The 12,857-nt window shown below is 43.6% G+C and carries 9 protein-coding genes; 2 read left to right on the forward strand and 7 right to left on the reverse strand.

The genetic code is table 11. The features are described 5' to 3' along the window. Window positions 1-40 precede the first annotated feature (40 nt). The gene (gene sohB / locus Q5H80_RS04920; protein WP_009849001.1) at window positions 41-1,102 is read left to right on the forward strand and encodes a protease SohB; all 1,062 of its coding nucleotides are present in this window, start codon (window positions 41-43) and stop codon (window positions 1,100-1,102) included. A 180-nt stretch (window positions 1,103-1,282) separates the two neighbouring features. On the opposite strand, the gene Q5H80_RS04925 is transcribed toward sohB, so the two are convergent. The 3 genes from Q5H80_RS04925 to Q5H80_RS04935 all read right to left on the reverse strand — a co-directional run bounded on the left by Q5H80_RS04925 (window position 1,283) and on the right by Q5H80_RS04935 (window position 6,224). Further along, window positions 1,283-2,863: a SpoVR family protein gene (locus tag Q5H80_RS04925; RefSeq protein ID WP_304569024.1), complete on the reverse strand. Its 1,581-nt coding sequence runs from the start codon at window positions 2,861-2,863 to the stop codon at window positions 1,283-1,285. Between the two features lie 11 nt (window positions 2,864-2,874). Then, window positions 2,875-4,146: a YeaH/YhbH family protein gene (locus tag Q5H80_RS04930; protein ID WP_304569025.1), complete on the reverse strand. Its 1,272-nt coding sequence runs from the start codon at window positions 4,144-4,146 to the stop codon at window positions 2,875-2,877. A gap of 143 nt (window positions 4,147-4,289) precedes the next feature. After that, window positions 4,290-6,224, reverse strand: coding sequence for a PrkA family serine protein kinase (locus Q5H80_RS04935; protein WP_076679038.1), 1,935 nt, complete (start codon window positions 6,222-6,224; stop codon window positions 4,290-4,292). Window positions 6,225-6,578: 354 nt separating this feature from the next. On the opposite strand from Q5H80_RS04935, the gene Q5H80_RS04940 reads away from it, so the two are divergent. Beyond that, the gene (locus Q5H80_RS04940) at window positions 6,579-7,334 is read left to right on the forward strand and encodes a MipA/OmpV family protein (protein WP_304569026.1); all 756 of its coding nucleotides are present in this window, start codon (window positions 6,579-6,581) and stop codon (window positions 7,332-7,334) included. Window positions 7,335-7,433: 99 nt separating this feature from the next. Here Q5H80_RS04940 and Q5H80_RS04945 read toward each other — a convergent pair whose 3' ends face one another. The 4 genes from Q5H80_RS04945 to pflB form a co-directional block, all read right to left on the reverse strand. After that, window positions 7,434-7,934 carry a YfbU family protein gene (locus Q5H80_RS04945; RefSeq protein WP_304569027.1) on the reverse strand — a complete coding sequence of 167 codons (501 nt, stop codon included), beginning with the start codon at window positions 7,932-7,934 and terminating at the stop codon, window positions 7,434-7,436. A gap of 420 nt (window positions 7,935-8,354) precedes the next feature. Next, complete coding sequence (pflA, locus tag Q5H80_RS04950) at window positions 8,355-9,095, reverse strand: pyruvate formate lyase 1-activating protein (protein ID WP_304569028.1); 741 nt, start codon at window positions 9,093-9,095, stop codon at window positions 8,355-8,357. Between the two features lie 163 nt (window positions 9,096-9,258). After that, entirely contained in the window at window positions 9,259-10,260 is a 1,002-nt protein-coding gene (locus Q5H80_RS04955; RefSeq protein ID WP_304569029.1) for a lipid A deacylase LpxR family protein, read from the reverse strand. A 200-nt stretch (window positions 10,261-10,460) separates the two neighbouring features. Beyond that, the gene (gene pflB, locus Q5H80_RS04960) at window positions 10,461-12,737 is read right to left on the reverse strand and encodes a formate C-acetyltransferase (RefSeq protein WP_012603590.1); all 2,277 of its coding nucleotides are present in this window, start codon (window positions 12,735-12,737) and stop codon (window positions 10,461-10,463) included. Window positions 12,738-12,857 lie beyond the last annotated feature (120 nt).

Genomic DNA, 12,857 nt, shown 5'->3' on the forward strand with positions numbered 1-12,857 from the left:
TGGTTACAATACACTAATTCATACATTAGGGGATATGACATTGGAATTTTTGTTGGACTACGGCTTGTTTTTAGCCAAGATTGCGACCGTTGTAATCGCCATCATTGCAATTTTAGTGATTGCTAAATCGGTGGGTGGAAAATCAAGCGCGATTAAAGGTGAGCTGGAAATCACGAACCTATCTGAGCACCATAAACAGACGATTGAACAATTAGAGCACCATCTACACGATGATGCTTTCATCAAAGCCCGTGATAAAGCAGAAAAGAAAGCGGAAAAAGAAAAAGTAAAATCACGTGGCAAAGAAGTGAAAAAAGCAGCGAAAGAGGGTGAGCTTGATAGCAAGCGTGAACCACACTTATTCGTTCTCGATTTTAATGGCAGCATTGATGCGAAAGAAGTGGCTTCTCTACGTGAAGAGGTAACGGCGGTGTTGGCTGTGGCTCGTGAAGGTGATGAAGTATTGCTTAAGCTTGAGTCTGGCGGAGGCATGGTTCACGGCTATGGTTTGGCGTCTTCTCAACTCGACCGTATCAAAGCAGCAGGCTTACCCCTGACTATCTCGGTAGACAAAGTAGCCGCGAGTGGTGGTTACATGATGGCATGTATCGCGGACAAAATTGTATCTGCACCTTTTGCTATTGTTGGCTCTATTGGTGTTATTGCTCAACTGCCAAACTTCAATAAATTGCTTAAAAAGCATGACATTGAGTTCGAACAGCTAACGGCGGGTGAGTACAAACGCACACTTACTATGTTTGGTGAGAACAGCGATAAAGCACGCGAGAAGTTTAAAGAAGAGCTCGAAGAGACACATGGCCTATTCAAAGACTTCATTCGTGACCATCGTCCAGCACTCGATCTTGAAAAAGTAGCAACGGGTGAACACTGGTTTGGTACACAAGCACATGAGCTTGGGCTGGTGGATGAGATCAGTACTTCAGATGATTTAGTCGTAGCGGCATGTAAGGACAAGACGGTTCTAGCGATTCACTACGTACAGAAGAAAAAGCTGTCAGACAAACTAGCGGGCGTGGCAGGTAAATCTGCAGACAGCGTGCTGATGAAGCTGATTGAACGCGGCCAAAAGCCGATTGTTTAAGCTTATTGAGTACTAGGTTTCGTGCCTAGCGTCTATTGAAGACGTTCGAGCCTTAAAAAGAAAGCGCATAAGTCATCAGACTTATGCGCTTTTTTATTGCTCCACTTCCGAGCGGGTTTGACCACTATGTTGTAGGGGGAGCGGAGTTTTATACCAATCAATTACTTACGATGATTGGTATTAAATCTTGGCTCCATAATCATTGCGTTTTGGACAAGTGGTCAGAATCTCTCGATGACCTGTGTCTTTGATCTCTTCCAAAATCACATCAAAGCCCCATAAGCGATAGAGATGTTTCATCACTTCGTCGTAGCCTTTATCAAGCGGGATACGGCCGTGAGGCACATACTGCAGTGTCATCGAGCGATCACCACGAACATCGACATTAAACACCTGAATATTCGGTTCAAGGTTGCTTAGATTGTATTGCGCCGCAAGCTTTTCACGAATTAAGCGATAGCCCGGATCGTCGTGAATAGCGCTTATCTCAATGGTGTTTTTTCGGTCGTCGTCGAGCACAGAAAACAGTTTAAAGTCTCGAATGATTTTTGGTGAAAGGTATTGGCTGATAAAGCTTTCATCTTTGAAATTGTGCATGGCAAAGTGCACCGCTTCTAACCAATTACTTCCGGCTAATTCAGGGAACCACTCTTTGTCTTCATCGGTGGGGTCTTCACAGATGCGTCGGATGTCTCTAAACATCGCAAAGCCAAGCGCATAAGGGTTTATCCCGCTGAAATAAGGGCTATTGTAGGCGGGTTGTGCGACCACGCTGGTGTGGCTGTGTAGGAATTCTAATATGAACTTGTCACTCACCAAGCCTTCGTCGTAAAGGTGGTTAAGAATAGTGTAATGCCAGAAGGTTGCCCAGCCCTCATTCATTACTTGAGTTTGTTTCTGAGGATAGAAGTATTGACTCACCTTACGAACAATGCGAACACACTCACGCTGCCAAGGTTCAAGTAGTGGTGCGTTCTTCTCGATAAAGTAGAGAATGTTTTCTTGAGGTTCGCTAGGAAAGCGGATTTTGGTCTCTTTTTCCTTGTCTTGATTTTTAGGCACAGTTCTCCACAGCTCATTGACTTGAGATTGCAGGTAAGCTTCCCGCTCTTCCTGCCTTGCGGTTTCTTCTGCGATTGAAATCTTCTCTGGGCGCTTGTATCTATCTACGCCGTAATTCATGAGGGCATGACAAGAGTCGAGAAGTTGTTCGACTTCGGCAACACCGTATTTTTCTTCACAGTCGGTAATGTATTTTTTAGCGAATAATAGGTAATCGATGATGGAACTGGCATCGGTCCAGGTTTGGAACAGGTAGTTGCCCTTAAAGAAAGAGTTATGGCCGTAACAAGCATGAGCCATTACGAGCGCCTGCATCGTGACCGTGTTTTCTTCCATCAGGTATGCGATACAAGGATCTGAATTGATCACGATTTCGTACGCCAATCCCATCTGACCATGCTTGTAGTTTTGCTCGGTTTGAATAAATTTTTTGCCAAATGACCAGTGATTGTAATTGATCGGCATACCGATGCTCGAGTAAGCATCCATCATCTGCTCAGAAGTAATCACTTCAATTTGGTTCTGGTAAGTATCTAAACGGTAATGCTGCGCCACACGCTTGATTTCTACGTGATATTGTTCCAAGAGGTTGAATGTCCAATCTGGACCGTCAGGCAGCATCTTGTCGTTTCTCGTCTGTGTCGCTTTGTCTCTATCGGCAATGTTTGATTTCTCTGCAACGTTTGATTTCGCTGTCATGGCTAGCCCCCTTACGCTGTCTCTTTTTGGAACAGTTCTCTAAACACAGGAAAAATATCATCCACCGTTTTAATGTTCTTCATGGCGAAGTTATCGAAGCTCGCTTCTAGCTTCTCGTACTCGTGCCAAAGTGTTTGGTGTGAACGGCGCGTAATCTCGATGTAGGAGTAATATTGGCAAATCGGCAATAGCGTATTGACCAGCAGCTCTTTACAGCGAGGGGAGTCATCAGCCCAGTTATCTCCATCAGAGGCTTGTGCTGCATAGATGTTCCACTCATTAGCAGGATAACGGTCTGCGACAATTTCCTTCATCAGTTTCAGTGCACTGGAAACGATGGTGCCACCGGTTTCTTGTGAATAGAAAAACTCATGTTCGTCGACTTCTTTAGCCTGAGTATGGTGACGAATAAACACAACATCGACGTTTTCGTAGGTGCGGTTTAGGAACAGATACAGAAGGACATAAAAGCGCTTCGCAATGTCTTTGGTGGCTTGATCCATTGAGCCAGATACATCCATTAGGCAGAACATAACGGCTTGGCTAGATGGAATAGGGCGCTTCTCGTAGTTTTTAAAACGCAGGTCGAAGGTGTCAATAAATGGCACGCTTTCAATTTTTTTACGTAACTCGGCAATCTCTTCTTTTAAACGGCTTTCTTCAAAGGGTTGTGCTGGTTCCGTCATTTTAACTTGGTCAAGCTGCTCCATCAGTAGGTTAAGCTCGCGCTTTTTACCTGCTGTCATCGCGGTTCTACGAGCCAGAGATTGCTGCAGTGAACGAACGATAGCGATGTTGGAAGGAATCCCCGCGCTTTGATAACCAGAGCGATGTGTCTTCCATTCGGTGATTTTGTTGACCTGATTCTTCTCTAGATTAGGAAGAGCTAAATCTTCAAAGAGAATATCAAGATATTCATCTTTTGAAATTTGGAAAGTGAATTCATCTTGGCCTTCGCCATCAGGGCTTGCGTCACCCTGGCCTGCGCCACCACCTTGACCGCCACCTTTAGGACGTTCAATTTTATCGCCCGTGATGAACTGGTCATTACCAGGGTGAACGCGTTCTCTTACGCCGCCTTGACCTTGGTGAAAGCTTGGCTCTTTGATGTCTTTATGGGGAATAGTGACGTCTTCACCGGTTTCAGTATTGGTGATTGAGCGTCGGTTGACTGCATCGGCCACAGATTCTTTGATTTGCTCTTTATGACGTCGTAAGAAACGCTGTCTATTCACAGCACTCTTATTCTTGCCATTGAGCCTCCGATCGATAAATTGTGCCATAAGAACTCCCTCTCAGCTGATGTCGCGATCCTACTTTTTATTCGGGTACAAGAGTTATTGGTTTACTAAAGCTATTCGTTCGTTAGGGTATAAAGTTATTGGTTTGTACGAGCTGCCCATTTGAACAGCTCAATACAGTTTGGTTATGAGGATTTACGAACTCTTAGGTACCACTCGGATAGCAGTCTCACTTGTTTCTCGGTGTAGCCTTTTTCCATCATACGAGCAACGAAGTCGTCGTGTTTTTTCTGATCATCCGTTGAGGTCTTAGCATTGAACGAAATAACAGGAAGTAGCTCTTCTGTGTTGGAGAACATTTTCTTCTCAATCACAGTGCGCAGTTTCTCGTAGCTTGTCCAAACTGGGTTTTGACCGTTATTGTTGGCTTTGGCACGAAGTACAAAGTTCACAATCTCATTTCGGAAGTCTTTAGGGTTACTGATACCGGCTGTTTTCTCGATTTTCTCTAGTTCACCATTCAGAGAAGCTCGGTCAAATAGCTGGCCTGTTTCTGGATCGCGGTACTCTTGGTCTTGAATCCAGAAATCAGCGTAAGTCACATAGCGGTCGAAGATATTCTGACCGTACTCAGAGTAAGACTCTAGGTAAGCTGTTTGAATCTCTTTACCGATGAACTCAACGTAGCGTGGCACTAAGTATCCTTTCAAGAACTCAAGGTACTTCTCAGCGGTCTCTTGAGGGAACTGCTCACGTTCGATTTGCTGTTCAATCACATAGAACAGGTGCACTGGGTTTGCGGCTACTTCGGCTTGGTCGAAGTTAAACACACGAGACAGGATCTTAAAGGCGAAACGCGTTGATAGCCCAGACATGCCTTCGTCAACACCCGCATAATCTCGGTACTCTTGGTAACTCTTCGCTTTTGGATCGGTGTCTTTTAAAGTCTCACCATCGTAAACTCGCATTTTTGAGAACAGAGAAGAGTTTTCAGGCTCTTTCAGTCTCGATAGGATGCTGAATTGCGATAGCAGATCGAGAGTGCTTGGCGAACAAGGGGCTTTGGATAGTTCACTGTGCTCAAGCAGTTTTTGATAGATCTTAACTTCTTCAGAGACGCGCAGACAGTAAGGGACTTTTACAATGTACACACGGTCGAGGAAGGCTTCGTTGTTTTTGTTGTTACGGAAGGTCTGCCACTCGGATTCGTTTGAGTGAGCCAGAATCATGCCGTCAAATGGCAGTGCAGAAAGCCCTTCGGTACCGTTGAAGTTACCTTCTTGCGTTGCTGTTAGAAGTGGGTGTAAGACTTTGATTGGCGCCTTGAACATCTCTACGAACTCCATCACACCTTGGTTTGCTTTACACAGTGCACCAGAGTAGCTGTAGGCATCAGGATCATCTTGAGAGAAGTGTTCAAGTTTACGAATATCGACTTTACCAACCAGAGACGAGATATCTTGGTTGTTCTCATCACCAGGCTCTGTCTTCGCAATCGCAACTTGGTCGAGAATCGAAGGGCGCAATTTGATGACTTTGAATTTGGAAATATCACCGCCAAAATCGTGCAGACGTTTCGCTGCCCAAGGTGACATGATAGAGCGTATGTAGCGTTTCTCTATTCCGTACTCTTGCTTCAAAAGATCGCCGTCTTCGTTTACATCGAATAGACAGAAGGGGTGATCATTTACCGGACTTCGTTCACCGTCAGCAGACAATACATAGATTGGCAGTTTCTGCATCAGGGCTTTGAGTTTTTCAGCAAGGGAAGATTTACCACCGCCCACAGGGCCAAGTAGGTAAAGGATTTGTTTACGTTCTTCTAAACCTTGTGCAGCGTGTTTTAGGTAAGAAACAATCTGTTCAATCGCATCTTCCATGCCATAGAAATCTTTAAACTCGCTGTAACGCGATATGACACGGTTCGAGAAAATACGACTTAGATGGGGGTCTTGAGCGGTGTCAATGACCTCCGGTTCGCCAATGGCTAGTAACAAGCGCTCGGCAGCATTCGCGTAAGCACTTTTATCGTCTTTACACAGCCCTAAGAACTCTTGCAATGTCAGCTCTTCTTCCTTGGCTGCTTCATAACGTGATTGATAGTGGTCAAAAATACTCATAGTCACATTCCCCTTGTTAACCAGTCAAAACTGACGAGCGATTGAAAAATAGGCTCTCCCTACATTTTAAGGTTAGACCCGCTTCGACAATTTTGCTTAACAATTATGTATTTATTTACAATTTTGCGTGTGAAAAACGTGACGAGCGCAATAGGCAACTTGAGGCGTGTAGAATCGAATTATTTTACATTCGAGCGGATCTAACCGTTTGTTTTGTGATTTTAGGTCGCTTAACAATACTCACACTAGATTTATGTGTATTAGATGTATAACTGAGCCCTATTGATTTTTTAGTATGAAGTACCATATAATGCGTGAGGTTATCAAAATTTGCTCAATAAATAGGTAGATGTAGTGAAGAATCACGGGTTAAAAATAGTAGCTATCAGTGCTGTATTACTGGCTTCGACAGCAACACATGCAAAAATATCGCAGTGGTCACTGGGCGTTGCTGCCTCTTATTCTCCTGCTGTCTATAAAGATACCCCGTCAAATCGCACGGTGATCCCCATGATTGGTTATGAAGGTGAGCATTTTTTCATGCGTGGATTCAGTGCGGGTTATCGCTTGCTACCTGCAGGTTCACCCCAGAATATTGTGTTTAGAGCGGTTTATGATCCAAGAACATTAAAACCAAGTGACTCTGATAATGCTGATATCCAGAAGTTAGACGAGCGTAAAGCGTCGGTGTTAGGAGGTGTAAGCTATCAAGTGATTACATTGGTCGGTATGTTTGAAGCGACAGCGGGCTCTGACTTGGGCTTTAGACATAATGGCATCTATGCAGAAGCCGCATGGCGTCTACCAATTCGTCGTAACGGCTGGGCGATTACACCTTCTATTGGTTACTCGTATAACAGTAAGCGTTTGAACAATCACTTATATGGTGTGAGTTCATCGGAAGCGGCGAAAACCAATTTAGATGAATTTGATGCCGACTGGGATGGCCAATATTTTATCGGCTTAGGTGGTTACTTACATGTTACTCCAAATGTTCGAGTCACCGGCGGTGTTCGATATACCAACCTTGAAGGTGATATTGAAAACAGCCCAATACTTGAAAGCGGTATTAATATGGCAGCGAATGTTGGCGTAGCATACGTCTTCTAGGTGCTTTTATTTTCTCGTTATATACGAAAAGTAAAAAAGGGTTACTCATGATGAGTAACCCTTTTTTATCGCTGAAATTTTGTGTCGCTTACATAACGATTAAGCACTAAATATTTGAGATAGCTCTGTTGCACATAGATGGTATTGACGAGGGCAGTTACGCCATGTTGTTAGCATGCGACGGTATTTTTCTAGCATTGGCATTTGGCTATTGAAGTGGTGATCAGCTTTGTCGAACTGAGGGTAAAGACCTTCTGAGTCAGCAAGGAAACGCACGTAATGTACGATTTGCGCTTCAGAAGCGATATCGAAACCTAGGAATTGTAGACGACGTTGGTCGACTTCCGCACGCTCTTGATCTGCAAGCATTTTATTCGACTCTTGCATGGCATGGTACATCTCCATAATGTCGATAATTTCGCGACATTCTGCTTCAGTTAAACAACCAAATTCTTTGTTAAGCTCACGCATTTGGAGTTCGTAACCACGTTCTACAATCGTTTGTAGACGTTGGTATTTAGCCGAGTTCTCAGGGTCCATTTGAGACATAAGGTAGTATTGATTTGATAGAATTAGACGCTGAGCATTGGTCATTTCCATGGGAGAAACCTCACTAAAAAACTAAATGTTATATTCTTTTGTTGCAGTAAGAGTAACAGCATTCCTAAGAGTGGAAACATGATCTCAACACGGATTTAATAGGATTTTTTGAATTGATAAACAAAAGTTGTAAAGAAAAGTGAAAGGATTATTTTAATACCAATCACAGTAAGTAAGTGATCATAAATAGCGCAGGAAAAAGGCTGAGAACAAGGCAGAAAGTTTCGATAAGTGGTTATTCTACAATCAAAATTTCTAACGCAGTTATTGAGCGTTTTAACCAGCTAGGATGACTAATTATTTACTACGATTGGTATAACCATAAAAGAAAACGCCCCAACCGAAATTGAGGCGTTTGAAATGGAGGTTAAACGTGGTCAGTATGAGTACTACTAATCAGTAATCGGACTTTAACCAGTATTAGTATTTTACGTTTGAATGGTACTGGTTAAGAATAGCAACAATCTCATCCATTTTTTCTTTGCTTGGCGGGTTTGTACCTTCAAGAGGATAGTCGTGTCCTAATGCTTCCCACTTATGAGCACCAAGCTTGTGATACGGAAGCAGTTCTACTTTCTCGATATTATCCATGTCTTTGATGAATTCACCTAAAAGGTGAGCATCTTCAGGTGTATCTGTGTAGCCAGGAACAATCACATAACGAATCCACGTCTTTTTACCTATTTTGTGTAGGTAGCGTGCAAAATCCAGAGTACGTCGGTTTGATACACCAATAAAATCGTGGTGAATTTCATCTCGCATATGTTTAAGATCGAGCATTACTAGATCAGAGGCTTCCAGTACTTCATCGACCACTTCAGTGTGTTTACGAATATAGCCATTAGTATCAAGACAAGTATGGATGCCTTCAGCTTGCGCGGCGCGGAAAAAGTCACGAACAAACTCAGGTTGTAGCATCGCTTCACCACCAGAACAGGTGATACCACCACCAGAGGCTTTCATAAAATGACGGTATGATTTTGCTTCGTTGATGATTTCTTCGACCGTTACTTCCTTTCCGTCATGAAGATCCCATGTATCGCGATTATGGCAGTACATACAACGCATTAAGCAGCCTTGAAGAAACACAATAAAGCGGATACCTGGGCCATCGACAGTACCACAAGATTCGAATGAGTGAATGCGACCAGTTGTAGACATGAGCTATTCTCGTAGAGGAATTTATACCGTTTATTTTATTACAAAAACGGTACATAAAATAGGGTCAAATGGTAACTAGGTCTTTAAAAATAAAGGCAATCACCTGTGAAAATGACGGCCTTTATTTAACTTGAAAAGCAGGCGGTGAAAGCCTTTTTTATGGCTAGAAGAAAGCAAACATAGTGATGCCACCTGTACCGTACACTGACTTTGTTGCTTCTTTGTAATCGGGTGTTTTTGCTGTAAGAGCGAAAGATGCACCAACGTATTGATTATACCAAGCAACACCCAGTACAGCTGTTGCTTGAATGTTCTCTAAGGTCACATCGTAGATCGCGGGATCTTGGTCATTTTTCTTTGAGTAATCATTAACACCGGAGCGATCCCCTTCGACAGTCAGGTCATTAAATCGGTAACGCCCTTCAAGGCCAGCGTAAGTAAACCAACCTGTGTTTGATGCGCCTATCATGCCTGCTTTGAATGGGTTTTCTGTGCTGATGTTCGCTGCGCCAAAGTTGCCGCCCAAGTCAGTACCCCAACGGAACATAAATCCAGTAGAAATGTCGCTTCTAAAATTACCAACGTTGATCTCTGATACGTTAGATATCTCGAAGTCAGTATTCGCTAATGCTTGATGACGCATTAGGTTGAAATGACTTAAGTAACCAATGCTACCAGCGTACTCATCATCAACTTGATACTTCCAACCCATAGGTTCGTCTGATTTAGTGATTGAATGAACTAGCTTTTGCGCGTCTTCGGAAAGAGCGCGCTCGCCTGTAGTACCAAACGTGACGTTAAAACGCTGGGCTTGTTGTGGGTTCAAGCTGATGTAGTTGAATTCTGTATGTAGGTAACCTGCGTATGGACGATCATTGGCTGATGGCTTTTCTAATTCAATGTCAGAAGGCGTATACATCTTGTGACCAATGGTGATTTCCCACTTATCCATAGAGCTTGCGCCCCAGAAAGAAAGACTTAATGGTTTTACCCAATCGTATGGCGTAATACTTGATGATGTGTAACCCAGAAATAAACCGTTGGTATAGTCTTGGTCGACACCAAATATACCATCGTTGTCTAACGCAAAAGTTAACGTAGAGCGTTCAGATGCCAGTGATGAACAAGAAAGGAGAATCAGTGATAAACAACGGAGGTATTTCATGTTGCGGTTACTCAAAAATGATGAACAGAAATAGTACCGTAGTTTGAGTGGGTTTGTAGAAAAAAAGTGAATGCGGGTGCGCTTTTTGTGGCCAATCTAATCTTTCTTAGGGGAGGGGGTATTGATGAGATTTAGGGTAGATATAAAAAAGCCCCGCACATTGGCGAGGCTAATAGTTTTACTGTCTATTGAGCGTGAGCTTATAGAGACTCAGTAAATGTACGTGCGATTACGTCAGCTTGTTGCTCTGTAGTCAGAGAGTTAAAGCGTACAGCGTAACCAGAAACACGAATCGTTAGCTGAGGGTATTTCTCAGGGTGCTTAACTGCGTCTTCAAGAGTTTCGCGGTTAAGAACGTTCACGTTCAGGTGTTGACCACCTTCAATGCCAGCTTCGTGGTGGAAGTAACCATCCATTAGGCCTGCAAGGTTAGCTCGTTGGCTATCTTCTTCTTTACCTAGCGCGTTTGGCACGATAGAGAAAGTGTAAGAGATACCATCTTGAGCATCAGCAAACGGTAGTTTACCTACAGACGTTAGTGAAGCTACAGCGCCTTTCTCATCACGACCGTGCATTGGGTTAGCACCTGGAGCGAAAGGAGCACCAGCACGACGACCGTCTGGAGTGTTACCTGTTTTCTTACCGTATACCACGTTAGACGTGATAGTAAGAACTGACTGTGTAGGGATTGAATCACGGTAAGTCTTAAGCTTACGGATCTTGTTCATGAACGTAGAAACTAGTTCACAAGCGATATCATCTACACGAGAGTCGTTGTTACCGTATTTAGGGTAATCGCCTTCGATTTCGAAGTCAGTTGCAATGCCATCTTCGTCGCGGATTGGTTTAACAGTCGCGAATTTGATTGCAGACAGTGAGTCAGCGGCAACAGATAGACCAGCGATACCACAAGCCATAGTACGACGAACGTCACGGTCATGAAGAGCCATTAGAGACGCTTCGTAGCTGTACTTGTCGTGCATGAAGTGAATGCTGTTTAGAGCTGTTACGTATTGCTTAGCTAACCAATCCATGAATGTGTCTAGGCGACCCATTACGTCATCGTAGTTAAGTACTTCGTCAGTGATCTTGTCGCCAACAGGGCCAACTTGCATTTTAAGCTTCTCATCAACGCCGCCGTTGATTGCGTAAAGCATAGTTTTTGCAAGGTTAGCACGAGCGCCGAAGAACTGCATTTGCTTACCAACGATCATTGGTGATACACAACAAGCGATTGCGTAATCATCAGAACCAAGGTCAGGACGCATTAGGTCATCATTTTCGTACTGGATAGAAGAAGTATCGATAGATACCTTCGCACAGAAACGCTTGAAGCCGTCAGGTAGTTGTTCAGACCAAAGAACAGTGATGTTTGGCTCTGGAGAAGGACCCATAGTGTATAGAGAGTTAAGGAAACGGAAGTTCGAACGCGTTACTAGCGTACGACCATCAACACCCATACCACCCATAGACTCTGTAGCCCAGATTGGGTCGCCAGAGAATAGTTCATCGTACTCAGGAGTACGTAGGAAACGAACCATACGCAGCTTCATTACGAAGTGGTCGATCATCTCTTGTGCTTGGTCTTCTGTGATTTTGCCAGCAGCGATATCACGCTCGATGTAGATGTCTAGGAAAGTCGAAGTACGACCTAGAGACATTGCAGCACCGTTTTGAGATTTAACAGCAGCTAGGTAGCCGAAGTAAGTCCACTGAATAGCTTCTTGAGCAGTTTGAGCTGGCTCAGAGATATCGAAACCGTATTTCTCAGCCATTTGCTTGATTTGACCTAGAGCACGATGTTGCTCAGAGATCTCTTCACGCAATTGCATTGTTGCAGCAAGATCTTCGCCGTTCTCGAAACGCTCTTGTAAAGAAGCGAATTGAGCAGCTTTGTCTTTCATTAGGAAGTTGATACCGTAAAGTGCAACACGACGGTAGTCACCAATGATACGACCACGGCCGTAAGCATCAGGAAGACCAGTCAGAACACCAGACTTACGACATTTTAGGATATCAGGAGTGTAGATATCGAAAACGCCAGCATTGTGTGTTTTGCGGTATTCTGAGTAGATTTTTGAAACCATTGGGTCAAGAGTTTCACCGTATGCTTTACAAGAACCTTCAACCATACGTACACCACCGTTAGGGATGATTGCACGTTTTAGTGGCTTCTCAGTTTGTAGACCAACGATAGTCTCAAGATCTTTCTCAATGTAACCTGCATCGTGAGCAGTAATGGTAGAGATAACAGAAGTATCGAAATCTACAGGTGCTTTAGTTGCGTTTTCCTGTTTGATACCTTCCATTACCGAAGACCAAAGCTTGTTAGTTGCTTCAGTACCCTCAGAAACTAGGAAAGACTCGTCGCCTTCATACGGCGTGTAGTTCTTTTGAATGAAATCACGAACGTTTACTTCGCTTTGCCACTCACCTGCAGCAAAATCTTCCCAAGCTTTAGCAAATTGCTCTGCCATGACATACCTACCTTTTTAGTAGAAAAAATACGTACATTAACACTGTTGAGCCAGCGCCCCTCGAAAGGGTAGTACACTCTTATTAATAACAATATATATGAGCATATTAGATTCATATGG

The sequence above is a fragment of the Vibrio sp. SNU_ST1 genome (genome assembly GCF_030563405.1).
Classification (GTDB): domain Bacteria; phylum Pseudomonadota; class Gammaproteobacteria; order Enterobacterales; family Vibrionaceae; genus Vibrio.

Excerpts from the sequence above, each read along its gene's own strand:
- Q5H80_RS04930 (WP_304569025.1), bottom strand. The coding sequence starts at position 4,146 with ATGGCACAATTTATCGATCGGAGGCTCAATGGCAAGAATAAGAGTGCT.
- pflA (WP_304569028.1), bottom strand. The coding sequence starts at position 9,095 with ATGTCTACAACTGGTCGCATTCACTCATTCGAATCTTGTGGTACTGTC.
- Q5H80_RS04935 (WP_076679038.1), bottom strand. The coding sequence starts at position 6,224 with ATGAGTATTTTTGACCACTATCAATCACGTTATGAAGCAGCCAAGGAA.
- Q5H80_RS04955 (WP_304569029.1), bottom strand. The coding sequence starts at position 10,260 with ATGAAATACCTCCGTTGTTTATCACTGATTCTCCTTTCTTGTTCATCA.
- pflB (WP_012603590.1), bottom strand. The coding sequence starts at position 12,737 with ATGGCAGAGCAATTTGCTAAAGCTTGGGAAGATTTTGCTGCAGGTGAG.
- Q5H80_RS04945 (WP_304569027.1), bottom strand. The coding sequence starts at position 7,934 with ATGGAAATGACCAATGCTCAGCGTCTAATTCTATCAAATCAATACTAC.
- Q5H80_RS04925 (WP_304569024.1), bottom strand. The coding sequence starts at position 2,863 with ATGACAGCGAAATCAAACGTTGCAGAGAAATCAAACATTGCCGATAGA.